This window comes from Pseudomonas sp. Con_6 (genome assembly GCF_059379395.1).
Window position 1 is genome coordinate 4,889,303 of the sequence record NZ_CM182011.1, and the last position, 24,022, is coordinate 4,913,324.

General features: G+C 64.0%; 16 protein-coding genes. 11 read left to right on the forward strand and 5 right to left on the reverse strand.

Annotated features, from left to right (window positions below):
* Nucleotides 1-19: 19 nt before the first annotated feature.
* Nucleotides 20-1,819: a hypothetical protein gene (locus tag AC5QPF_RS21735; protein WP_494959832.1), complete on the reverse strand. Its 1,800-nt coding sequence runs from the start codon at nt 1,817-1,819 to the stop codon at nt 20-22.
* A 157-nt stretch (nt 1,820-1,976) separates the two neighbouring features.
* Nucleotides 1,977-4,277, reverse strand: coding sequence for a hypothetical protein (locus AC5QPF_RS21740; protein WP_494959833.1), 2,301 nt, complete (start codon nt 4,275-4,277; stop codon nt 1,977-1,979).
* 150 nt (nt 4,278-4,427) lie between these two features.
* Between AC5QPF_RS21740 and AC5QPF_RS21745 the strand changes: the two genes are divergently transcribed.
* The 7 genes from AC5QPF_RS21745 (at nt 4,428) to AC5QPF_RS21775 (ending at nt 16,341) form a co-directional block, all read left to right on the forward strand.
* A complete protein-coding gene (locus AC5QPF_RS21745) occupies nt 4,428-5,009 on the forward strand; it encodes a hypothetical protein (protein WP_494959834.1) in 582 nt (193 codons plus the stop codon).
* A gap of 53 nt (nt 5,010-5,062) precedes the next feature.
* Nucleotides 5,063-6,079: a hypothetical protein gene (locus AC5QPF_RS21750; protein ID WP_494959835.1), complete on the forward strand. Its 1,017-nt coding sequence runs from the start codon at nt 5,063-5,065 to the stop codon at nt 6,077-6,079.
* Nucleotides 6,080-6,138: 59 nt separating this feature from the next.
* Nucleotides 6,139-11,043 (forward strand): RHS repeat-associated core domain-containing protein, encoded by a 4,905-nt coding sequence (locus AC5QPF_RS21755; RefSeq protein ID WP_494959836.1) that lies wholly within the window; start codon nt 6,139-6,141, stop codon nt 11,041-11,043.
* Nucleotides 11,044-11,309: 266 nt separating this feature from the next.
* Nucleotides 11,310-11,861, forward strand: a complete 552-nt coding sequence (locus tag AC5QPF_RS21760; RefSeq protein ID WP_494959837.1) for a fimbrial protein — start codon at nt 11,310-11,312, stop codon at nt 11,859-11,861.
* 63 nt (nt 11,862-11,924) lie between these two features.
* A complete protein-coding gene (locus tag AC5QPF_RS21765; protein WP_494959838.1) occupies nt 11,925-12,662 on the forward strand; it encodes a fimbria/pilus periplasmic chaperone in 738 nt (245 codons plus the stop codon).
* A gap of 32 nt (nt 12,663-12,694) precedes the next feature.
* Nucleotides 12,695-15,205 carry a fimbria/pilus outer membrane usher protein gene (locus tag AC5QPF_RS21770; protein ID WP_494959839.1) on the forward strand — a complete coding sequence of 837 codons (2,511 nt, stop codon included), beginning with the start codon at nt 12,695-12,697 and terminating at the stop codon, nt 15,203-15,205.
* 26 nt (nt 15,206-15,231) lie between these two features.
* Nucleotides 15,232-16,341, forward strand: a complete 1,110-nt coding sequence (locus AC5QPF_RS21775; RefSeq protein WP_494959840.1) for a fimbrial protein — start codon at nt 15,232-15,234, stop codon at nt 16,339-16,341.
* 42 nt (nt 16,342-16,383) lie between these two features.
* On the opposite strand, the gene sixA is transcribed toward AC5QPF_RS21775, so the two are convergent.
* The 3 genes from sixA to AC5QPF_RS21790 are packed head-to-tail and all read right to left on the reverse strand — an operon-like array spanning nt 16,384 to nt 18,227.
* Complete coding sequence (sixA, locus tag AC5QPF_RS21780; protein ID WP_494959841.1) at nt 16,384-16,839, reverse strand: phosphohistidine phosphatase SixA; 456 nt, start codon at nt 16,837-16,839, stop codon at nt 16,384-16,386.
* Nucleotides 16,836-17,162, reverse strand: a complete 327-nt coding sequence (locus AC5QPF_RS21785) for a DUF4389 domain-containing protein (protein ID WP_494964228.1) — start codon at nt 17,160-17,162, stop codon at nt 16,836-16,838. The genes sixA and AC5QPF_RS21785 overlap by 4 nt, the downstream gene beginning before the upstream one ends.
* Before the next feature lie 39 nt (nt 17,163-17,201).
* Entirely contained in the window at nt 17,202-18,227 is a 1,026-nt protein-coding gene (locus AC5QPF_RS21790) for an NAD(P)H-dependent glycerol-3-phosphate dehydrogenase (RefSeq protein WP_494959842.1), read from the reverse strand.
* Nucleotides 18,228-18,333: 106 nt separating this feature from the next.
* Here AC5QPF_RS21790 and AC5QPF_RS21795 point away from each other — a divergent pair, with 106 nt between their 5' ends.
* The 4 genes from AC5QPF_RS21795 to fabA all read left to right on the forward strand — a co-directional run bounded on the left by AC5QPF_RS21795 (nt 18,334) and on the right by fabA (nt 24,020).
* Nucleotides 18,334-20,487: a TonB-dependent receptor domain-containing protein gene (locus AC5QPF_RS21795; RefSeq protein ID WP_494959843.1), complete on the forward strand. Its 2,154-nt coding sequence runs from the start codon at nt 18,334-18,336 to the stop codon at nt 20,485-20,487.
* On the forward strand, nt 20,487-21,380 hold the full coding sequence (locus AC5QPF_RS21800) for an ABC transporter substrate-binding protein (RefSeq protein WP_494959844.1): 894 nt from the start codon (nt 20,487-20,489) through the stop codon (nt 21,378-21,380). The genes AC5QPF_RS21795 and AC5QPF_RS21800 overlap by 1 nt, the downstream gene beginning before the upstream one ends.
* Nucleotides 21,377-23,293 (forward strand): response regulator, encoded by a 1,917-nt coding sequence (locus AC5QPF_RS21805; RefSeq protein ID WP_494959845.1) that lies wholly within the window; start codon nt 21,377-21,379, stop codon nt 23,291-23,293. The genes AC5QPF_RS21800 and AC5QPF_RS21805 overlap by 4 nt, the downstream gene beginning before the upstream one ends.
* 211 nt (nt 23,294-23,504) lie before the next feature.
* Nucleotides 23,505-24,020, forward strand: coding sequence for a 3-hydroxyacyl-[acyl-carrier-protein] dehydratase FabA (gene fabA, locus AC5QPF_RS21810; protein ID WP_330074247.1), 516 nt, complete (start codon nt 23,505-23,507; stop codon nt 24,018-24,020).
* Nucleotides 24,021-24,022 lie beyond the last annotated feature (2 nt).

The following is a 24,022-nucleotide window of genomic DNA, read 5'->3' on the forward strand; positions in this document are numbered from 1 at the left end:
AATGCAACTGCGCCCGCCATCAGGTCGTCAGCTTGAGGTTGGTGTCCTGGAACAGGACCTGGCTTTCGCCGCCGTCGTAGCTCACCCGGGCCGTGAGGGTGAAGTTCTGGTCGATCCACAGGGAAGAAAGGAAGGCCTTGATCAGCTTCGCCTCGATGCGCCGCGCGGCGAACTCGGCTGCGGTGACAGGCTGCGCGTTGCGCACCACCTGGGTGACCGGCTGGCCGGCAGCCGTGACGCCCTTGGCTTCGAGGGTCAGCAAGTGCCCCTCGGCCATGAAGTACCACTCGGCCAGGCTCAGGTCGGCGCCAGCCGCCGGCACGCGGGCCAGAGAGAGGACACCAGCGCCGGCCTGGGCGCATTGCGGGCTCGGATAGCGCTGCCGGTCCGCCGGCTCGATGCGCAGGTTGAACGGCTGTGAATCGACAGCCGGCTTCTCATCTTCCAGCACGCGGTAGAACACTTCGAAGCGCTTGCTGTCGCCTTCGGCGATATTGGCCGCAATGGCACTGGCAGGGATCTGGAAGCGCCGCCCCTCACCGCCGACCGGACTGGTGGCCACGTGCTTGCCGCCGGCCGGGTGGCCGTCCCAGTGCACTTCCAGGCTCACATCCGGGGGCAGCACGACACTGGCCGGGACATCGACATAGGTGCCCGTCAACGCGTTCTGCGCCAACAGGACGCCCTTGTTCTCGCCGTTGCCACCTTCGGCGGTGGCCTTGTCGACGATCGGCGGCTGCAGGTCCAGCGGCTGACGGATGGGCAGGGTCAAAGCCTCACCGCTATGGGCCGCACCTTCGCGTGCGTACTGATAGAACATGTGAACCTCGCCGCCGAGGCTGGCTTGCAACCATTCGGGCTCGATGCGCAGCAGGATGATGCCGCTGTCGACCATCGACGGGTCGATGCGCAATTCCTTGGTCACGTTGCCTGCCTCACGTTCACCCAACCAGTGCAGGAGCAAACGGTCACCGTCACGCATGTCCGCCCAGGGGGCGACATGCACCACCAGGCCATCGGGGAAATACCCGGGGTCGAGGTCTTCGCCAGGCGCGTAGCCCTCGATCCAGGGTGCAATCAGTCGGGACGACTCCTCGGTACGGATCTGGAAGGTCTGCAACGGCGATTCGCTGCTGCCCTCCCCGCCGGCGTAGTCGACGCGGTAACCGACTTCGGCGTAACCGTCCTCGATCCAGCTCAACTGGCCCTTGGGCACCTGCCATACCAACGGTTTGCCGAGGTCGGCGGCGACCAGTGTCTTGGCCTGGCTCCATTCATCGTCGAGTTCACCGTCGTAGTAGCCAGCGAAGGTCAGGGTCACCTTGTCCTGTACGCGCATCGCCAGGTAAGGCGGCACCACGGCGGCAGTGCTGCTGCCAACGACCAGGTCGGGATCCAGGGTCAGGTCATGGGAATCGCGCAGTTGCGCCACCGGCAGCAAGGCCGCCAGGCCAGAACGCACGCCGACATAACAGAACTGGCGCAACGACTCGGGCCCGATGGCACCGCCCTGGAGCGCCACGGTATAGGAGTACATGACCCAGCCCTGGTCCAGGCCGATGAGCACAGTGGCCGGGATAGGTACCGGCAGACCAAGGGTGGCATCGTAGCCCGCGTCCTCGGACACCTCGATGGAAAACCCGGCCATGTCGTAGGCCTGCTTGTCCGCCCCGCATCCGCGCCAGTTGGGGTACACCTTGTCGCCCAGCGCCATGCCCGGGTACTTGATCCAGGTCTGCAACTGCGGGCCAACGTCGCCCAGATCAATGGTGTTGTATTCATCCATCAGGGGGATGGAAGGTTCTGGGAATTCACTCATGGTTCGGTCCTGTAGCCATGCCGGAGAACATGCGAAGGCATGTACGTGATGAAATTTTTTACACCTCGGGCAGCTACCGCGGTACTGGCAGAACTGTCAGGTTGCCAAATCCGGAAAGGGGTTTACGCTGGATGGCAACAGGCCCCGGCGGTGGCTTTCACACGGGACCGGGCAGAATCTCGGAGGGCGGCTCCCACGCTGGCAGTTCCACGTAGGGCAGCGGCAAGAGAATGAACCCGTTGAACGCGAACTCCCATTCCGTGTGCAGCTTCACGGTGACAATCGCAAAGCGATGTGCCGAGGCGCCCGGCGTGAATACCCCCGACTCCCGGTCGACACTGCCGCCGCCGAGCATCACAGCCCATTCGCGCACCATCTCCGGGTGATCGTTGCCCTGCATGGACGCTTGCAACTGCACCGTGTCGCCACTGCCACGACGCGCGGTGACCGTCACCACAACGTCCTTGTGCAACAGCAGCACATAGGCCGTCTGCACCCGTAAGGTGGCCGGGTTGGTCACCCGAACTTCGTCGATCGAATAGACCAGGTCAGGGTTTACCGGACCAGGGAAATAGGTGTGGTCACCGTCCGCCTCGCTGCTGGGCACAAGGCGCCCGCCGGAATGGCCGGCGGCCAGCGCCCAGCTCAACTGCCCGCCGCCGCGGGTGCCCGCAGTCATTTCCCGGCCCTCGTTCAGCTTTCCGGCGGTGTGCACCATCACCATGGGGTTGACCGTGATGTTGCCGGGCAACACCGTGACCAGGGCGCTGCTGCTGTAGCCATCGAGGGTGGCGGTGACCTTCACCCGCAGGAACGCCCCCGGCAACTGCGCGGCGCTTGGGGCCGTGTAGAAACCCAGGGCATCGATGCGGCCGACCGGGCCGTCCTCGCCGGGCAGGTTGTCCACACGCCAGGACACCAGGCGTGGCGGCCAGGTGGTGAACAGCTGAGTCTGCGACGGCCCCATCACCGTTTCCACCGGTCGCACGGAAAATGTCGTGAGCGACGGCGCGAGATGGCCGAACAGCACCAGGTCGCGGGGGAAGCTGATCTTCTCGAAGACCAGGTCTTCACGTCGCTGGAACAGCAAGCCGGTCATCTGGTCGAGGGGGATCTCACCCAGCTCGCTACGAAAACGTGCGAACGCGACATCGACTCTCTGGATGAGATCTTGCTGCAGTGCGCTGCTGGCCTCGGCCCTGAACTTGTCCTTGGCGCCGGGTATGTTGCCGTCGCTGGTGAGACTGAAATGGCAGTTGTTCAGGGTTTCGCCGCCCACCCAGAACGTCACCCGCCCATCGCTTCTGTCCAAGGAAAAGCGCAGTTTGCGCTTGAACTCGAACTCGATCCGTCCCTCGACCGATGCCTTCTGGTCGTCCCACGTTTGCAGAAAGACCGGCACATGATGAACGCCACGCCAGTGCAACTGGATATCCGCGCCCGTGAAGCTCAGCTCGAAACTGCATTCGGCAGACTTCAAAGGCAAGGCGACCCGCAGGAGGCTCACCGTGAGGAAAAAGGCCGTCTCCACGTTAGCCCCATAGGTTTGGAACTGGCCCTGCGCGGCGCGCAGGTAATGCGTGGCGCCCGGTGGCAGGTCCTCGGCCGCAGGCTCGAAGTGCGAGCCATCGCCCCCGAAGCGACTGCAGGCCGGGACGAACAACCGGTGTATCAGGAAATGCCGCCCCAGCAACAGGGTGAAGGAATAGCCGCCTTCCAGCAGGTAACGCAGGTCTTCGTCGGTGGCCGGCACATGGCCATGGGCATCGCCGTTCATCCTGATCAGCATGAGCACGGCGCCCTTGTCTGGCTCGCCCGCCTTGCCGTGGGTGGTGATCACAAAGTCCTGCGGTTTCAGCGATTGCCCGTCAGGCACCCCCAGTTCGCCAAGCACCAGGACTTTCTGACTGTCATCCAGTTGCTCGAACTGCTTGCGAAAGTACTCGCCACCCAGCCAGCGTTCCTGCGCAGTGCGGGCAAAGGTCAGGTCGAAGTCAGCGCCCTTGGACAAGTCCAGCACCACCTGACCCGCCGAACCGGTGGTCGCAGAGGTCTGCATCAGCGCCAGGTTCATGTACAGCGAGCGGCCGTCGAGGACGTCCACCGCAGCGATCTGGTAGACCCGCGCGCTGTCGCCAGTGAGTTGCTGCAGCGACAACTGCAAGCCACCGACCACCTGCATGCGCAGGCGTGCCTTGGGGTCGCGGATGGTCGCGTTCTCGAACGACAGCCGCGGACAGTCCAGGGTGTAGTCGTAGATGTACTCGGCGGTCAGCGTCGACGTGTAGATCAGGTCGGTGAACCTGGGCAGGTAGTGGCCGTTGTCGAAGCCGGCGATGTATTGCTGCAGCAATACGCTGTTGACCCGGGTGCGGTCCCAGGCCAGCAGGCCGCCCCAGCCCAACGTGCGCGGCGCCTGTTGCAGCCACTCGTTCAGTTCTTCGAAGGCATCGGACATGAGCGGGCTCCGTGATCACGTGTTCAGCTCAGTACAGCCGTGCCCGATGGGCATCGCAACCTAGCAGTTCTGCCAAGTAGGCAAAGCCCCCGGACGGGTATCTACTGCGATGAAACAGTCTCCGCACCACCGGACCGCAAGGAGCCCGACATGAAACTGCATTACTCCCCCCGCCCATTGCTCGGCGGATTTTCCGCGTTGCTGATCGCCGCCCTGTTGTCAGTCTGCGCCCAGGCACAGACATCCCAGACGCCGCGGGCACCGGCCACGGTGACCCTGAAGGATTGGTCGGCGGAGATGCCTGAAGATGCGCACGACTACAAATGCGCCACCGACCAGGCGCTGGTAGGCCGATGGCACTGGGGGGCCGAAGACAAGGACAGCAAGTACCGCTGCGGCAGCATCTTCCAGTTCAAGGACATACCGATCACGGATGTCCGTGAATTCATAAGGGTCAAGGAAAGCGCTGGCATCTGGGTCGTATGCCCTGAAAATGAAGTCATGGTCGGTCGCGGCCATCTTGGCGATGAAAACGGCGATACCTGGTACTACTGCGGCAAGATTCATGACTACTGGGACAACCCGATGAATGTCGTGCCAGGCACCTGGCAACGCATCGACGACGAGGAAGAAACGAACTTCCAGTGCGCCTCCAACCAGGTCCTGGTCGGTCGATATCACCGGGGCGATGAAACGAAACAGACCCAGTACCTGTGCGCCACGCTGTATTGATCACGAGCGCACCTGCCACCTCCCCCGCGTGCCAACCACAAGGCCACTCCAGCATGAACACCACATTCATCGGCAGTCTGTTGCTCGGCATCGTCGCGCCCGCCTTCGCCCAAGGTCCGGCACCCGACCCAACCAACGACAACCAGGGCTATATCAGCGTACGCGACGTGAACGAACGTCACTGCAGCATCCCGGTCGGTGCCGCCGGCAGCGGCCTGGACGCCCAGTACGAATTCGCCGCCGACCTGTCACCGTGCGGGGACATGAACAACACCGCACGGAAAATCGCCCTCTACAACCTCCCTTCGGCAACGCAACTGATCTTCACCGATAGCGACACCTGCGAGACATCGAAAGAGCCGGGAAAGAGCACGTTCTGGTTCAAGTTGAAGACCATCAAGAAAATCACCCAGCCCGGCGAATTCACCATGGCCTTCCCGTTCCTGCACGCTAACGGCGAGATCATCACGGAAGGCGTGTTGCTGGTGGACAAGCATCTCGAAGGCGACAGCGTCGATGCCCTGGACAAACTGTCCTGCATCCGTGTGATCAACTCTCGTGCCACCCTGCCCAAGCCCGTCGCGCCGGTTACCACCGCACCCAGGGCATGGGAGGACGCAGGCAACGAACACAACTCGAAGTTTCATTGCCAAGGCAACTACATCCTGATCGGCCGGGCCCATGATGGAGATGAAGAGGAGCCAACCCAATACCGCTGTGCGAGCGCCAGCCAGGGAAGTGGGGCGGTCTCTCTGAAGAACCACCGCCAAGCCCCAGGCCAGCACGAGGCCACCAGCTACTTCGTTTGCCCAAAGGACATGGTGATGACCGGCCGCGAACACGATGGCGACGAACGCGGCGAAACCCGCTACACCTGCGCCGAAGCCTACCTCTCCGACGACACTCGCCTGCTGGTGCGCCCGGACCCCTGGAGCGACGAGATGAAGGAAAGCGCACATCTGTTCGAATGCCCAAGCAACAAGGTGCTGATCGGCCGCACCCACGAAGGCGACGAGAACGATCCCACCCGCTACCGCTGCGGCACCCTGTACCTGCAGCCCCCCCCCTGACCCGGACCCGGCCCACACCCGCAGTGCCAGTCTTTTCACGTTCAAGAGGGGTCCTCGACATGACCACCAACAGCACAGTCAACTCCAACGCTTTCCACTACCCCGTCAAGGGCCACGTCGACGCACGCACCGGCCAGTACGTCGTGTCCATCGATCTGCCCGAGCTACGGGCCAATGCCCTGAACGGCCCCGATCTGCCGATCAAGCTCGACTTCAGCCCGCTCAATCCCGACGACAGCGGCTACGGCATCGGCTGGACCCTGCGCCTGAGCCAATACCGCGTCGCCAACAGCATGCTCTCGCTGCTCAGCGGCGAGTCGTTCAAGGTCACCGGCAGCGACGTCGGTGGCGAGCCGCCGATCAAGGAGAAGAAGATCGACAGCTTTCGCTTCTTCGACGACGGCAACGACACCTGGCGCATCGTCCACCGCAGTGGCGTGGTCGAGGTGCTCAAGGCCGGTGGTATCGAGGACCAGCGCATCGCCGTGCCTCACCGCATCTACACCCCCTCCGGGCACAGCATCGAACTGACCTGGGCGGCGTTCAACGGCGGTCAGCGCCTGACCAGCATCCGCGATGCCAGTGGTGAACTGCTGCGTATCCAGCGCAGCGACCACGAAGTCAAGCTGCTGCTGCCGCCCTTCGACGACAAACCGCTGACCCGCTACCTGATGAAGCTCACGGGTAGCCGGGTGATGGAGATCGTCCTGCCAGTAGAAGAGCAGGCGTCCTGGCGCTTCACCTACGAACCGATCCGCGAACGCACCTGCATCACTTCGGTGAAGACGCCGCAGGGTGCCCACGAGACCATCGAGTACCGTGACGAGGGGCACCCGTTCCCGGGCCAGCAACCACCGCCGAACCTGCCACGGGTCACCCGCCACTTGGTCAGCCCGGGGCACGACAAGGCGACCCTGGAAACCCGGTACGAGTACTCGAACACCAATTTCCTCGGCAATGGCGCCAACGTCAGTTGGGAGAACGACGGCCTCGACCAGTTGTACAAAGTCACCCACACCTACGTATACGACAGCACCGCCAAGCACCTGCTCGACGGCCAGGTGCTGCGCACCGTCAAGCGCATCTACAACCGCTTCCACCTGCTCACCGACGAGGTCATCACCCAGGGCCAGTGCGTCAAGAAAGTGATCAACACCTATCACGCCAAGGACGTGCCGTTCGACCAGCAACCGACCAACTTCCAGTTGCCGCATACCGTGGAAAACCGCTGGGAAATGGCCAATGATCCGACCAAGGTGCACAGCGAAACGGCCACCACCGAATTCGACGAGCACGGCAATATCGTGCTGGAGATCAAGAGCAACGGGATCACCAAGCGCACCACCTACTACGACAAGGATGGCGAGGACGGCTGCCCGCCGAACCCCAACGGCTTCGTCCACAGCATCAAGGAAACCGTGATCACCCCGCCGGCCGGCGCCCGCGGCGATGCACCGGTGGTCATCAACCGCTACCGCTACCAGGTCCTGCAACCCTTGGCAGGCACGCCGTTGCCCGGGACGCTGACGCTGTGCGAAGACTTCCTCTACGAGCAGCGCGGCGCCGAAGAGATCCTGGTGCAACATAACCTCCACCAGCGTTACGACACCCCGGACAACGCGCATCTGCACGGCCGCCTCATGCAATCGGTCAGCTCGTTCAATGGCACCTGCTCGACCACCGACTACCGCTATGGCACCGCGCGCCACACGCTGCTCGACCAGGACAGCCTGCAGTGCGAGGAAACCTTCACCGGCTTCGACGGCACGAGCAAGACCATGGTCCAGGAGCTGTCGCTGGTCCACGGCGCGCCCCTGTTGGGCCATGACGACAACGGCGTACAGGTCCGCTACGACTACGACAGCCTGCACCGGCGGGTTCAGGAAACCGTGGCGCCGGACACCGAGTTCGTCGCCAGCCGTCAGGTCGCCCACCAACTGGTCGCCAGCGATGGCCAGCACGCCAGCCAGACCCTGACCACGGTCAAGGGTGTGCAGACCCGCAACCACTACGATGGCGTCGGCCATCTGGTCCTGACCGAGTGCAAGCAGGGCAACGAGTGGCGCAAGATCTACAGCGCGGTGTACGACGGCATGGCTCGGCTGAGCGAGGACAGCCGCCATGACTGGATCGGCACGCGGGAAATCACCCAGACCACCACCTACGAGTACGACGACTGGGGCCAGCGCTGCCGCGCCACCAGGCCGGACGGCGTCAGCTTGGCCTCCGAGTTCACGCCCTTCGGTGACGGCGGTGCGCTGCGCCGCAGTTGGCGGGAAAACGCCACGCAACCGCCCGCCATCAGCCAGATGACCGTCACCCAGTTCAACCGTTTCGACAAGCCCGACTGGATCGAACGCCACGACGAGGACCGAGTGGTCGGCCGCTACGACTTCACCTACGACGGCCAGGGCCGCTGCATCCGCGAAGACGAGGAAATCGCCACCGAATACGAAGAGCGCGCCACGGAAACCCGCAGCACCCATTTCGGGTACGACATCCGCGGCCGTGTCCAGTCCACCCGCCTGCCCGACGAAACCCTGGTGAGCCGCACCTTCGCCGCGCACAGCACGGGCGACCTGGCCACCACCATCAAGGTCGTCCCCGGCGACGATCCGGACACCGAGCTACTGGTCGGCGAGCGTACCTTCGATGGCCTGCACCGCCTCACCAGCCTTACCGTCGGGCCGCGGGTGGAACGCTACGAATACGAAGACCAGAAAACCCGGGTGAGCAAGCGCATCACCCCGGCGCAGAAGAGCATCGAGTACTTCTACGAATCCAACCTCAGCGATCAGCCGAAAGAGATCGTCGCGCCCGACAGCACCTCTACGTTCAGTTTCGACAAGGCCGACGCGGGCATCAGCAGCGCTACCAACGACGCTGGCGCCCGCGAATACACCTACACCGCCCTCGGCCACCTGGAACTGGAGCGCTGGGTCGATGCAGATGGCAGCACCCATGAAACCCGCCACGAGTGCTCGCTGCTCGGCCTGGCCACGCTGCGCGTCGACGATGGCCTGCAGACCCATTACACCTACGACGACCTCGGCCGCCTCACCTCCATGAGCCAGGGCCAGTTGCAGGCCGACTTCGAATACGACGCCGATGGCCGCCAGCACCTCATCACCACCCGTGACCTGAACAACGGTGACGAACTGGTCAGCGAGAACCAGTACGACAGCCTCGACCGCATCGTGCTACGCACCCTGAAACTCAACGACAGCCCACCGCGCACCCTGACCCAAGTCTGGCGCGACGACGACGAGCTGTTCAGCCGCCACCTGGAAATGGACGGGCGAAGCCTGTTGTTCGAGACATTCATCTACGACGTGCGCGGTCGCCTGGAGGAGTATCACTGCTCCGGCGAACGCCTGCCCACCGATCGCTACGGCAACGCCATCACTGCGCAACTGTTCCGCATCGATGCTCTGAACAATATCGAGCGCTGTCAGACCACCTTCGCCAATGGCGAAACCGACCTCGCTCGCTACACCTACGCCGACGACGACAGTTGCCAGTTGACCAGGGTCACCCATACCTATACCGAAGGTGGCTACCCAGGCAGCCAGGACTTCCACTACGACGCGGACGGCAACCAGCTCAACGACGAACAGGGCCAGGCCCTGGAATACGACAGCCAGGGGCGCCTGCTGACAGTGACCAGTGCCGATGGCAGCCGCACCACCGCTGCTTATCGCTATGACGGTCACCAGCACCTGGTGGGCGTGCGGGAAGGCGACGAGACGGAAACCCTGCGCTTCTACAAGGACTTCGAAGTCAGCTATACCGTGCGCGACGGCGTGCAGGTGCATTACTTCAGTCACGCCGGCCAGCCACTCGGCCAGCAGGAACTGAACGACCATGAGCGCACCCTGCTCCTGCTCACCGACGCCAGCCCCAGCGTGATCGGCGAAAGCCTTGCCGCCGGGCTGCGCGAAGCGGTCTACAGCGCCTATGGCGAGCAGGCCGAGGAGCAGCGCCTGGAATGCCTGATGGCCTTCAACGGCGAACTGCGGGAAGCGGCCACCGGCTGGTACCTGCTGGGCCGCGGCTACCGTGCCTACAACCCGGCGCTGATGCGTTTCCACAGTCCGGATTCGCTGAGCCCGTTCGGTGAAGGCGGACTCAACCCCTACATGTACTGCCTGGGCAATCCGGTGCGCTTGCGTGACCCCAGCGGACACAACCCCGTACAGGCGCGGAGCTGGGACCCGGACTACATCGATCCGCCGGAGGAACTGGCCAGGAAGAAAAGCTGGATGGACTGGATGCCGGTGATCGCCGCGGTGGTCGTGTTGGTAGCCACGGTGGGGACGGCCTTGCCGGTACTTGCTGCTCCCGCCCTGACCGTCGGTTTCGTCCTCGCCACAGCATCGGTCGCGGCCGCAGTGGCAGCCGTAGGTGTTGCGGTGGCCGGCGTGCTCATGGAGAGCGAGGGACTGATAAATGCCAGTTACCTTTTGGCTGGCGTTTCCGGCGCTCTAGGCACCGCCGGGTATCTCGCAAACAAAAGAAACCAAAACAAGACACCTCAAGAGGCGGAACAGGCGGACACGGGTCAGCAGAAGATCAATGGGCTTGACGGTGCTCCAGTAGCACCTCCCAGGGATTTCGACGAAGCGCCCCGGGGATTGAATCAGGAAGTGGCACAAAGGTCCGTTGGTACTCAGATGAGTCCCGATCAGGTCCGAAAAAACCATCCGCTCCAGTCCAACCCTGAACAAAGAGACTCTGTTGCATCGGGAAGCTCCAGTTACGACGCGCCGATATCACCTGTCTCTGAACGAAAGGGGCCTGCGCCAGTACCACCACCGAAACCCGGCTCCAAGAAACCTCACTCGAATCCGGGTCAGCGTGCGGGTAAAGGCATAGCGAATTTCATCTTCGGAAACCCTTATGTCAAGCGGTACGGAAAATGGATAAAGGACCCTACCCGTGGCGTAACCCCTCAAATAATCTAATAAAAAATACCCACAATCCGGGACCGACCATCTCTGTTCGGTCCCGGCCTCCCTTAGCCCACGAAAATCCCTCTCACGTCCAAACATCCTCATTCAATCAATAACAGTCAACTTTTCCTACATACCCCTCAAAAACTCCTCCATAAGATTCCCACCCTGTAGGGCGATCCTTTATCCAAAAAGGAATATTCCTACTGCATGTAACAAACTTCAAAACATCCCCCGAAGTTCAACTTCGGACATTTCCCATTCGTTCAGGTAAATACATGAAACGCACGCTACTGACACTTTCCCTCCTCCTCACCGGTACTTCCGCATTCGCCAACACCGGCACCATCAACTTCAACGGCAAGATCAACGGCGCCACCTGCCCCATCGAGATCGTCAACCCGGACAGCGGCACCATCGGCAACCTGGTGCAGATGGGCGCGCCGCTGACCACCGACTTCACCGCGGTGGGCAGCCAGTCCGGCGGGCGCAGCTTCGCCATGCGCGTGGCCGGTGGCGCGGCGTGCGGCCTGGATCCGGAAAATCCGAACAACGCGACTGTGACCTTCAATGGCGTGCAGGGCGGGGCCGGCGCTGACGGCTCGTTGTACGCGATCAAGTCCATCGGCGGCGCCGCTACCGGTGTCGCCGTGGCGATCAAGGACCGCAGCGGTGCCCTGGTGAAGAACGGCGAGGCTTCCGTCGCGTATCCACTGAATAACACCGGCAGCACCGAGCTGTACTTCACTGCGGTGTACCAGTCCACCGCCGCCAACGTCACCGCCGGCGCGGCGGATGCCGACGTCGCCTTCGTCGTCGCCATCAACTGACGCCCGCGCCCGCGAGCGTTCCCCCTGCGCTCGCGGGCCACCACCCGCACAGGTAGTACCCCGATGCCTCTCTTTTCCTCGCCTTCCTGGCCACTCGCCACCGCTGCGCTGGCGCTGCTGGGCTGGCTGCCGGCCAGCCAGGCCGCGTTGAGCCTGAACAGCACCCGCGTGGTGTTCGACAGCGACAAGCGCAATGTCTCGCTGGTGGTCAACAACCCCAGCACCAGCACCTTCGCCGTTCAGACCTGGGTCAATACCGAGGTCGACGACACCACCACCGCCGTGCCGCTGATCGCGTCGCCACCGTTGTTCCGCCTGGACCCGGGCACAGAGCAACTGGTGCAGATCAATGCCCTGCCTGCCACCCTGCCGGACGACCGCGAGTCGCTGTTCTTCTTCAACGTCCAGGAAATCCCCGAGGCCGGAGCCCGTGACGGCAACGTGCTGAACATCGCCTTGCGCACGCGCATCAAGCTGTTCTACCGACCGGTCCAGCTCCGTGACGATCCGATGACCCGCCTGGCCGACCTGCGCTGGTCCATCGAACACGACGCCGGGGGGCCGCGCCTGGTGGTGAACAACCCGACGCCCTTCCACTTTTCCTTCAGCCGCCTTGAACTGCGCGACGGCGACCAGGCGATCCGCCCCCAGGATGCCCCCATGGTGGCGCCGCTCTCGCGCCAGAGCTACCCGCTGACCACCCAGCGGCTCAGCACAAACCTCCAGGTGACCTTCGCTGCCATCAACGATTACGGCGGCTACAGCAAACCGCTTACGGTCGCCGTCCAGTCGGACCTTTGACCACCTCTCCTTTCAGCGCCAGGAGCCTAACCATGCCTTCCTCTCCACGGCGATGGAGCCTGATCTCCCGCCCTCCCTTGCTCCGCCTGCTGATCGCCAGCGGCGGCCTCACCCTGCCCACCATGCAGTCGGCCCTGGCCAGTGCCGTGCCGGGCTTCGAGGCGAGCTTCATGCACCAGGCCCCCGGCCATGATCCCGATGCCGGTAGCCTGGCCTTGCAACACCTGGCCAGCAGCCGCCTGCTGGCGCCGGGCGATTACTCGGTAGAGGTGGTGCTCAATGCCCACAGCCTTGGCCAGCACAGGCTCGCGTTCATCAAGGGCGCCAAGGGCGGGCTGGTCCCCTGCCTGCCCGCAGAGCTGGTCCGGCAGTTCGGCATCCGGCTCGACAGCCTGGAGCAACCCGAGCGCGTGCTGGACGGCTGCCCGGCTCTTCCCGACATGCTCGACGGTGCCTGGGTGGACTTCGATGGCAGCCGTCTGCAACTGACGATTTCGATTCCCCAGTACTACCTGCGCCGTGATGCCTCCGCCGGCATCTCCGAGGAGGACTGGGACGCCGGTATCGATGCGGCCTTCATCAACTATCAGGTCTCGGCGCAGCAAGGCCACAACCGCCACGACGGGCGCAGCGACAGCCAGGACGTAAACCTTAGCGGCGGCCTCAATCTCGGCGCCTGGCGCCTGCGCAGCAATCAGTCGCTGCGCGAGGACGAGCAAGGCGAACGGCGCTGGAGCAGCGCCTACACCTACCTGCAGCGCGACCTGCCCGGCACCCACGCCAACCTCACCCTCGGCGAAACCTTCACCAGTGGCGATGTATTCCGCAGCGTGCCGATCACCGGCGCGCTGGTCGCCAGCGACCTGGGCATGCTCTCCGACCGTCAGCAGGGCTATGCGCCGATCGTGCGCGGCGTCGCCTACACCCGCGCACGCCTGGAAATCCGCCAGAACGGCTATCCGATCTACACCACCTACGTCAGCCCGGGCCCCTACCAGATCGACGACCTCAGCACCGTCGCCGGCAGCGGCGAACTGGAGATCATCCTCACCGAGGCCGATGGCCAGGTGCGGCGTTTCACCCAGCCCTACGCGACCCTGAGCAACCTGTTGCGCGAGGGTGTCTGGCGCTACAGCCTGGCGGCCGGACGCTACAACACCAATGGCAACCTCGACAGTCCGTTGCTCTGGCAAGGCACCCTGGCCATCGGTGGTGCCTGGGATTCGACCCTGTATGGCGGGCTCATGGCCAGCGACTTCTATCGCGCCGGCAATCTCGGCGTGGCCCGCGACCTCGGCGCCTTCGGTGCACTGGCCCTGGACCTCACCCACTCCCGGGCCGACGTCGATACCCTCGAGGGACATCAGGTGAGCGGCATGAGCTACGCGTTGAAGTACGGCAAATCCTTTGCCAGCCGCACCAACCTGCGCTTCGCCGGCTACCGCTACTCCACCGAAGGCTATCGCGACTTCGACGAAGCCGTGCGCGAGCGCAGCCGCAGCAACAGCTACCACGGCAGCCGGCGTAGCCGCCTGGAAGCATCGCTGTACCAGAACCTCGGCGCCCACAGCGCCGTCAACCTGACCTTGTCGCAACAGGACTACTGGAACAGCGACTACCAACAGCGTCAGTTCCAGTTCAACTTCAATACCCAGTACAAGGGCGTGAGCTACAACCTGTACGCCTCCCAGTCGCTGAGTGACACACGCAACGACTCGGACCGCCAGTTCGGCCTCAGCGTGACCCTGCCCCTGAACTTCGGTCGCAGCGCCAGCGCCTCCTTCGATCTGTTGAACGATGGTCATCACTACAGTCAGCGCGCCAGCCTCAATGGCAACCTGGAGGACGCCCGGGTGAACTACCGCGCCTCCGTTGCCCGCGACGGACGACAGCAGCGTTCAGGTGCTCTGGCCCTGGGCTATCAGGGTGCGTATGGCAGCATCGGCGGCGGCCTGACCCAGGGCAACGACTACCGCTCGCTGTCGGTGAACGCCAGCGGGGCGCTGCTGCTGCATGACCGTGGCCTGGTCTTGGGCCCGTACCTGGGCGAAACCATGGCCCTGGTGGAAGTGCCGCAGACCGCCGATGTCGGCATCCAGAACAGCTACGGGCTGCGCACCAATGCCAGTGGCTATGCCCTGATGCCGCACCTGCGCCCTTACCGGATCAACCGTATCGCCCTGGAAACCGACCTGCTGGGCCCGGAGGTTGAGATCGCCAACGGTACCACCCAGCTGGTGCCGCGGCGCGGCGCCGTGGTCAAGGCCAGGTTCGAGGTGCGCAGCACCAACCGTGTGCTGCTGACCCTGCGCGGCAGCGATGACCGACCACTCCCCTTCGGCACCCAGGTTCGCAACACCGACGGCGAGGTGCTCGGCCTGGTGGCCCAGGCCGGCCAGGTGATGCTGAGCAGCGACAGCGCCAGCCAGGAGCTGGACATTCGCTGGGGCAGCAACCCCATCAACCAGTGCCGGCTGCCCATCGACACCCGGAGCATGCCTAACCGCCAGGGCTATCACCTGCAGTCCCTGACCTGCCAATGATCCTTACGCTCTTCTTCGAGAACACCATGACGACAACGACCCGCGCCGTGCTGGCTTGCGCCGCACTGACACTGTTCATCCACCCCCATGTCCAGGCAAGGGAGGTGCCGGATGACCAGGAAATCTGCATGTGGCGTGCGGACCGCCCACCGGGCCCGTCCACCTACACCATCGACATCGGTACCTACCACGTCCCGCGGGATGCCCCCATTGGCACACCCATCAATCCGGTGGACGCGGTGTGGTATGGCGGCAACGATGTCGGTGCCATCCTGTCGTGCTATCGCGCCGACGGCCCGCACCTACTGCACCTGAATGCCCGGGCCACGGTCAAGGTGTTTGCGGGTCCGCTACCACCGCTCAACGGCGAAGACCTCACTGGCAAGGTCCTGGAGACGAACGTGCCAGGCGTCGGCGTGCGCCTCAAGCAGGAGCGCCCGTTCAATGGTGAGTACCTCAATGACTGGAGGCCGGTCGGCGAGCCGATCGTGCCCTTCGATGCCTATATCGACCACAACACCCAGTTCTTCGCGGACGTGGCCGGGTTTCGCACCTCCATCACCCTGATCAAGACCGGTCCCATCCCACCTGGCATCAACGTCATCGACGGTAGGGAATTGTGGAATGCCACCGCCAGCACCGTGGGAAGGGCCTTTGGCTGGCGCTTGCATGGCGCGGTGATCCAGTCGCAGTGCAGCCTGCCGACCAACCCGGTCAGCGCCGATCCGGTGCAACTCGGTGAATGGGACAGCCGAGACTTCACCGGCCCCGGCTTCGCTACGCCGGCCGTCCCCTTCAGCATCACCCTCAGCGACTGCCTGGATGACCCGGAGGGCGGCGTCGCCACCGCGCATATCCGCCTGGAAGGCACCAAGGGCTCGCAACCGATCGATGCCGCACGCGGCATCTTCGACTTGAGCGACGATTCGTCGGCCGAGGGCGTGGCGATCCAGATGTTGATGGGCGATGGCGTTACCCCGGTGCGGCTCAACGAGAACGTACCATTGCAGGCGATCTCGCCCAGTGGCGAGACGGTGCTGCCATTCACAGCGCGCTATTACCAGACGGAGGCGAGTGCGGCGGTGAAACCGGGGGCGGCCAAGGGGGCTTTGAATTTCACCATCAGTTATCACTAGACAAACAGCGGGCCTGCGCAATGCAGGCCCGCTGTCGTTGCATCAGGCGTGGTGCAGACTGCGCAGGGTCATCAGGCCCGCCAGCGGCGCCTCTCCTTCCAGCCCGGCCAGGCTGGCGGTGCTCATCGGCTCACCCGACTGGCGGTTGCCATGCCCGAGCAGGCCCAGCAGCGTACTCACCAGCGGCTGGTGGCTGACCACCAGGACATGTTCCAGGCCAAGGGCGTCGAGCTCGGCGATGGCCCGGTCGGGATCGCTGTCCGGGGTCAGCCAGGGCACGGTGACTACCGGCTTGTCGAAACCCAGTGCCTGGTACACCAGTGCCGCCGTCTGCTGCGCCCGCACGTAGGGGCTCGCGACGATGGCATCCAGCGGCTGGCCCATCAGGTGCGCCGCACTGCGCAACACCTGCTTGCGACCATGCTCGGTGAGGTTGCGCTGGTCGTCGCTGCGCGCATGGGCCTCAGCCTCGCCGTGGCGCAGGATCCAGAGCTTCACAGCTTCGGCTCTTCGTCGCGCACCGGATGCGCCGCCGGCGGCACAGTGTGCGGCGCTTCACCATCGGCCGGACGCGGCGCCGGCCAGTCGGCGAACGGCCAGGGTTTCTGCTCGGTATGGAAGGTACCGAAGCGGCCGATCTGGGCAAGGAACTGACTGAGGCTGTCGCCGAAATTCATCATGCTGGCACTTGGTGCGCCATACACCAGGCGGTAGACCAGTTGCACCAGCACCAGGGCGCCGAGCAGGGTAACGGCGACCTGCCAGACCAGCAGGAACAACAGCATCCACAGCACCCGCAGGACGATGGACTCGCGTTGCATCTGATTCGGGGATTCGTTCACGTTGTGCTCCTGTCTGGCTCAGTTGAAACCACTGGTGGAAATGAAATCGACGTCGGTCTTCGGCTCGCCACGCATCAGCAGCTCGATGACCTGGTTCAGCGTGCGGCCCTCGAACAGGATCGCGTGCAGCCCGGCCACCAGCGGCATGTACACCTGGACTTCCTGGGCCTTGGCCTTGAGCACCTTGAGGGTGTTGACCCCTTCAGCCACCTCGCCGAGGCGATTGACCGCCTCCTCCAGGCTCAGGCCCTGGCCGAGGGCATGGCCGACCTGGTAGTTGCGGCTCTTGGGCGAGGAACAGGTGACGATCAGATCGCCGACCCCCGCCAGGCCCAGGAAAGTCATCGGGTTGGCCCCCTGGCTGACAGCAAAGCGGGTCATCTCGGCCAGCGCACGGGTGATCAGCATGCTCTTGGTGTTCTCGCCCATGCCCAACGCCACCGCCATGCCGGCGATGATCGCGTAGACGTTCTTCAGCGCCCCGCCCAGCTCGACGCCAAAGCGGTCGTTGCTGGCGTAGACGCGGAAGGTGCGGCCGTGCAGCACGGCCTGGACGCGCTGGCAGAGTTCCTCGTCCTCGCTGGCGACCACGGTGGCGGTCAGCGCATGCTCGGCGATCTCCCGCGCCAGGTTCGGCCCGGACAGCACGCCGATGCGCGCCTTGGGCGCGATGTCTTCGAGGATCTGGCTCATCAGCTTGAAGGAGTGCGCCTCGATGCCCTTGGTCAGGCTGACCAGCAGCTTGCCTTCGAGCAGCTCGGCATGGGGCGCCAGCACCGCGCGCAGGGCGCTGGACGGCAGGGCCACGAAGATCAGCTCGCTGCCCTGCAAGACCGGCAGCAGGTCACTGACCGGGTCGACGCCCGGGTGGACCTTGATGCCCTTGAGATAGCGCGGATTCTCCCGGGTGGTGCGCATGGCCTCGGCCTGTTCCGGGTCGCGCATCCATTGCCGTACCCCGACGCCATTCTCGGCCAGCAGGTTCGCCACGGCGGTGCCGAAACTTCCGCCTCCCAGAACCGCAACAGGTTGCTGTTCAGTCATATCCAATCCGTTCAAACCATAAATAAGTGGCGAAGCCGGCATTATACGGAGCGCCGGTGTCACCACCAGCGCCAGATCACTGGAAAATGCCGGCTACTCGGTTAACATGCCGGTTTGTCTACTCGATCAAGGCCGCCTCGTGCTCCCTGGCCCACGCCCTTCACACCCTGTCCTGCTGCTGGCCGCACTGCTCGGCGGGCCGGTCTGCGCCGACGATCTGTTCGTCGACAGCCAGGCCCTGCCCGAAGTATTGACCGCCACCCGCCTGAAACAATCCCCCGCCGCCGTACCTGGCAGCATGACCGTGCTCGATGCCGAACTGATCCGCGCCAGCGGCGCCCGCGACATCCCCGAACTGCTGCGCCTGGTGCCAGGGATGATGATCGGCTATGGCGCCGGCAACCAACCGACGGTCAACTACCACGGCAGCAACGTCAACGACGCGCGGCGCATGCAGGTGCTGATCGACGGCCGCTCGGTGTACCGCGCAGGCCTTGCCACGGTGGACTGGAGCGACATTCCCTTGGCCATGGAAGACATCGAGCGCATCGAAGTGTTCCGCGGACCGAATACCGTCAGCTACGGTGCCAATGCGCTGATGGCGGTGGTCAACATCCTGACCCGTACCCCGGCAGACAGCCACGGCACGCGCCTCAAGGTGACCCGCGGGCAGCGCGGCATCGACGACTTCTACGCCAGCCAGGGCATGGGCTGGGACGGCGGCGACCTGCGCCTGTCGCTGTCCGGGATGCAGGACGACGGCTTCGACAAGAACCGCTTCGGCGACGATTACCGCGACAGCCGGCGCCTGACCCGCTTCAACATCAGCGCCAGCCACACCCTGGACCCAAGCCAGAGCATCGACTGGCAACTGTCGGCCAAGGAAGGGACCAACCAGCGACCCTATACCTACCAGCCGGTCTTCCCCTACGTCACCGAGCGCGGCGACAACGCCGACGTCAAGGCCAAGGACTACGCCGGCTCGGTGCGCTGGAACATCGATTTCGATCCGAGCCACAGCCTCTACGTGCAGGGCTCGGCGCAGCATTGGGACCGCCAGCAGGTGTGGCGTGCCTGCGATGCGCAGATTGCCTTCAGCCCGGAACTGACCCGCTTGTGGCAGCTCAACCCGGACTACGCCGAGAAGGTGGCGCGAAATATCAACAAGGACCGACCGCCAGGAACCAGCGAGGAAGAACACCTTGCCGATCGGGTCAAGGAGCAATGGCTCAAGTTTAGAAAGGAAGGCAACGACGTAGTCTGCGGCGACGTCGATCAAAGCACCCGGGAAACCCGCTACGACCTGGAAATCCAGGACACCCTGAGCCTGGCCGACAACCTGCGCCTGCTCAGCGGCGCCAATTACCGCTACGATCGCGCCGACTCCGAGACCTACTTCAACGGCAGCCTCGATGACCAGACCTGGCGCCTGTTCGGCCAGCTGGAATGGCGCGTCGACGAACACTGGATCGTCCAGGGCGGGGCCATGTACGAGAACTCGCGGCTGGCCCGCGACTCGCTGACCCCACGGGTGGCGGTGAACTACCTGATCACCCCGCGCCATGGCCTGCGCGCGGTGTATTCCGAGGCAGTGCGCTCGCCGGACATGTTCGAGAACAACGTCAACTGGAGTTACCGGGTCAGCAACCTGTCGCCACCAGCGTTCGGCCAGAGCACGGCCGAGTACTTCGTCAAAACCCGAGGCCCGGGCAACCTCGACCAGGAGCTGATGCGCTCGCGAGAGCTGGGCTACAACGGCTATTTCGCCGACCTCGACCTGAGCGTCGACCTCAAGCTGTTCTATGACGAGATCAACCGGATGATCAGCGAACCGCTGAAGAACAACCAGTACATCGCCAGCAACAGCAACAAGGCCCGGTTCCAGGGTAGCGAGGCGCAACTGGACTGGCGCCTGACACCCGCCGACCGTCTGCGCCTGACCTACGCTTACGTCGACGCCGCGGCCAGCAACCCCGACGACCAGCGCCTCAGCGCGCGCAACAGCGGCTCCGCCGGCTGGATGCGTGACTGGGGCAAGGGCTGGTCCAGCGCCCTCTTCTATTACGGAGACGACGCCCTGAACCAGTATCGTTTCGAACGTGTGGACCTGCGCGTCGCCAAGCGCTTCACCCTGGACGGCGGTAGCCTGGAACTGGCCGGTACCGTTCAGCAACGCCTCGACAACCAGCCGACCACCACCCTCGACAACCGCTACGACAGTCGCCACCTGCTGTTCTTCAGCGCGGAGCTGGAATTCTGATGCGCCTGTGGCGGCGCTGCCTGTTCCTGGTCCTGCTCTGGCCCCTGGCAGCGCTCGCGGCTGGCGAGATTCTGCTCACCGGCGCGCAGGACAGCAGCGGCGTTCGCGATTTCGTCGAGGCCCTGGGCGCCCGCCGCCCGGCGGACAAGGTGCACTTCGTGCCCCTGGCGCAATTGCCCTCGCCCGCCCATCTGAAAAGCGACACACGCCTGATCCTGCTCGACCCCGAAGCCCTCGACTGGCGCCTGCGCGAGCCCGCCGGGCCGCCGGCGCTGGTGCTGCGCATCAGCCGGGTCCAGGCTCAGCAACGACTCGGCAGCCTGCGTCCTCCCTACCTCAGCCTGTTGTGGAGCGACCCACCGCTGGAGCGGCAATTGCGCCTGATCCACTACCTGCTGCCGCAGGCGCGCCGGGTCGGCGTGCTGTACAGCGAGCAAAGCCGCTTCCTGCTCGATGAACTGCGTCATGCCGCACGGCCGCTGGGCCTGGAAATCGACGCCCAGCCCTGGCCCGACCTGCGCGACAATCGGCCGTTGCAGACCCTGCTCAAGGACACCGATGTGCTGCTGGGCCTCGACGACCCTCAGTTGTACAACCCGAAGACCGCGAAGAACGTGCTGCTCAGCGCCTACTCGCGGCAGATGGCGCTGATCGGACCGAACGCCGGCTTCGTCCGCGCCGGCGCCCTGGCCAGCACCCTCAGCGACCAGAACGCCTGGTTGGCGGTGCTAGATCGTCTGCTCGACCAGCCCGCGGAGAAATGGCCACGCGCCCATTACCCCGAACATTTCAGCGTTTCCGGCAACCAGCAGGTGGCCCGCGCCCTGGGAATCGAATCGATCGATCCCGACGCGGCCGGCCAGGCCGTGTCCGCAGGAGAATCCGCCCGATGAAAAGCTGGGATATCAGTACCCGTACCCAGATCATCAGCCTCGGCCCGGCGCTGGTGCTGACCCTGCTGTTGATCAGTTTCTTCACCTTCGTGCGGATCCAGGACCAGCGCCAGGAACTGAACCACACCGGGCAATTGATCGCCAACCAGTTGGCCCCAGCCTCGGAGTACGGGGTGATCTCCGGCAACGATGAAGTGCTGGAAGGCCTGATGCGCGCCACCCTGAGCATTCCCCATGTGCGCTTCCTGGAAGTCCAGGACAACGCCAACCACATCCTGGTCTACGTCGAGCAGCCCGACGAGCACGTCAACCGTGCGCAACAAGTGGAAGTGTTCCAGGCGCCGATCCGCCTGCAGCGCATCAGCCTCGACAGCGATTTCATCAGTAACGGCCAGGCAGCGCCGAGCATCACCGCCGACGACTATCTGGGCCGGGTGATCGTCGGCATGTCCGATGACGCCTTCAGCCAGCGCCAGCAGGAAATCGTGATCAAGGCCGGGATCCTCGCCCTGTTCGCCCTGCTCTTCACCTTTCTTCTCGCCCGGCGCCTGGCGCGCAGCCTGTCGACGCCGATCGCCGACATGGGCCACGCGGTCAAGGCGATCCAGAAAGGTGACTTCGACACGCCGCTGCCGGTGGTGGACGACAGCGAGCTGGGGCACCTGGCGCGACATATCAACAACCTCGCCACTGGCCTGGCCCTTGCCTCCCATGAACAGCAGCAGGCAATGGCACAGATGGCCCAAGCCCGCGAGGAGGCCGAACAGGCGAACAAGGCCAAATCGGAATTCCTGGCGATGATGAGCCACGAACTGCGCACTCCGATGAACGGCGTGCTGGGCATGCTGCAACTGTTGCAGACCACCGAACTGAGCGACGAACAGGCGGAATACAGCGCGGTGGCTACTGAATCCACCGGGCACCTGCTCAAGGTCATCAACGATATTCTCGACTTCTCGCGCATCGAACGCACGGCGCTGCAACTGGAACAGATCGACTTCAATCTGGCCGAATTGATCGGAAATTGTGTGCAATCATTTCTGCATGCCGCGCAACAGCGCCAACTGGCCCTGGCGCTGGACATGCCGGAAGGCATGGAGCAACTGCAGGTCTGCGGTGACCCGACGCGGATCCGCCAGGTGCTGGTGAACCTGATCGGCAACGCGCTGAAGTTCACCGAACATGGCAGCGTGCGGATAATGCCGCGCTGGCAGGTGCTCGACCGACAGTTGATCTGGTTCACCTGTGCCGTGCGCGACACCGGCATCGGCATCGACAACGCCCGCCTGGAAACCATGTTCGTCGCCTTCCAGCAAGCCGACAGCTCGATTTCCCGGCGCTATGGCGGCACCGGCCTGGGCCTGTCCATCGCACGTAACCTGGCCGAGCGCATGGGCGGCAGCCTGCGTGCCGAAAGCCGCGAAGGCGAAGGCTCCACCTTTACCTTGGAGATGCCTCTGACGCTGCGCCCGCGCGAGCGCCCGGCCGCCCTGCCGGGCGATACCGCGACAGATAGCGGTGTCAGAGGTCGTTCGGTACTGCTGGTGGAGGACAATCCGGTCAACCAGGCGGTGATCCAGGCCATGCTGCGCAGCCTGGGTTTCGAGGTCTGCGTTGCCGCCGATGGCGCCCAGGCCATCAGCCTGGTGGCCCGCCAGCGCTTCGCCGCAGTGCTGATGGATTGCCGCCTGCCGGTCGTCGATGGCTACGAGGCGACCCGACGCCTGCGGCAAATGCCCCAGGGCCGTGAGGTGCCGATCATCGCCCTGACCGCCAACGCGTTGCAGGGCGACCGCGAACGCTGCATGGCGGCCGGAATGAACGATTACCTGGCCAAGCCCTTCAAACGGACCGATTTGCAGCAGATTCTGCACCGTTGGCTACCCGATCAAGCAGTCGCGACTGGCGAATAATGCTAAATTGCGGCAGTCTTAGAGGCCGGAACTGACCTAAGAAAGGTCTGTCGGAAAAATTTCAGTGCACAAGTGTACATCTTCGTCCGCTGTGCTGTGACTTTCACTACAACGCAATAGTCTATGAGTAGGCTGCCGCCTCAGGCCAAGGGCTCTGGGACGGATCGGGAAGAACTGCCCCGTGCCGCACGAGGATTATTGAGGAGCTCGCATGACCAAACAAAACGCCTTTACCCGGGAAGACCTGCTGCGCTGCAGTCGCGGTGAGCTGTTCGGCCCAGGTAACGCGCAACTGCCCGCCCCCAACATGCTGATGGTGGATCGCATCACCCACATCAGTGCCGAGGGTGGCAAGTACGGCAAAGGTGAATTGGTCGCCGAGCTGGATATCAATCCGGACCTGTGGTTCTTCGCCTGCCACTTCGAAGGCGACCCGGTAATGCCGGGATGCCTGGGCCTCGACGCCATGTGGCAGCTGGTTGGTTTCTTCCTCGGTTGGCAAGGCCTGCCGGGCCGCGGCCGCGCCCTGGGTTCGGGCGAAGTGAAGTTCTTCGGCCAGGTACTGCCGTCGGCCAAGAAGGTTACGTACAACATCCATATCAAGCGCGTCCTGAAGGGCAAGCTGAACATGGCCATCGCCGATGGCTCGGTCAGCGTCGACGGTCGCGAGATCTACACCGCCGAAGGTCTTCGCGTCGGTGTCTTCACCTCCACTGACAATTTCTAAGG

Coding starts and splice junctions, on each gene's coding strand:
- AC5QPF_RS21795 (WP_494959843.1), top strand. CDS start 18,334: ATGCCGGTTTGTCTACTCGATCAAGGCCGCCTCGTGCTCCCTGGCCCA.
- AC5QPF_RS21765 (WP_494959838.1), top strand. CDS start 11,925: ATGCCTCTCTTTTCCTCGCCTTCCTGGCCACTCGCCACCGCTGCGCTG.
- AC5QPF_RS21770 (WP_494959839.1), top strand. CDS start 12,695: ATGCCTTCCTCTCCACGGCGATGGAGCCTGATCTCCCGCCCTCCCTTG.
- AC5QPF_RS21760 (WP_494959837.1), top strand. CDS start 11,310: ATGAAACGCACGCTACTGACACTTTCCCTCCTCCTCACCGGTACTTCC.
- AC5QPF_RS21740 (WP_494959833.1), bottom strand. CDS start 4,277: ATGTCCGATGCCTTCGAAGAACTGAACGAGTGGCTGCAACAGGCGCCG.
- AC5QPF_RS21755 (WP_494959836.1), top strand. CDS start 6,139: ATGACCACCAACAGCACAGTCAACTCCAACGCTTTCCACTACCCCGTC.
- AC5QPF_RS21800 (WP_494959844.1), top strand. CDS start 20,487: ATGCGCCTGTGGCGGCGCTGCCTGTTCCTGGTCCTGCTCTGGCCCCTG.
- AC5QPF_RS21745 (WP_494959834.1), top strand. CDS start 4,428: ATGAAACTGCATTACTCCCCCCGCCCATTGCTCGGCGGATTTTCCGCG.
- AC5QPF_RS21790 (WP_494959842.1), bottom strand. CDS start 18,227: ATGACTGAACAGCAACCTGTTGCGGTTCTGGGAGGCGGAAGTTTCGGC.
- AC5QPF_RS21805 (WP_494959845.1), top strand. CDS start 21,377: ATGAAAAGCTGGGATATCAGTACCCGTACCCAGATCATCAGCCTCGGC.
- AC5QPF_RS21775 (WP_494959840.1), top strand. CDS start 15,232: ATGACGACAACGACCCGCGCCGTGCTGGCTTGCGCCGCACTGACACTG.
- AC5QPF_RS21785 (WP_494964228.1), bottom strand. CDS start 17,162: ATGCAACGCGAGTCCATCGTCCTGCGGGTGCTGTGGATGCTGTTGTTC.
- AC5QPF_RS21735 (WP_494959832.1), bottom strand. CDS start 1,819: ATGAGTGAATTCCCAGAACCTTCCATCCCCCTGATGGATGAATACAAC.
- AC5QPF_RS21750 (WP_494959835.1), top strand. CDS start 5,063: ATGAACACCACATTCATCGGCAGTCTGTTGCTCGGCATCGTCGCGCCC.
- fabA (WP_330074247.1), top strand. CDS start 23,505: ATGACCAAACAAAACGCCTTTACCCGGGAAGACCTGCTGCGCTGCAGT.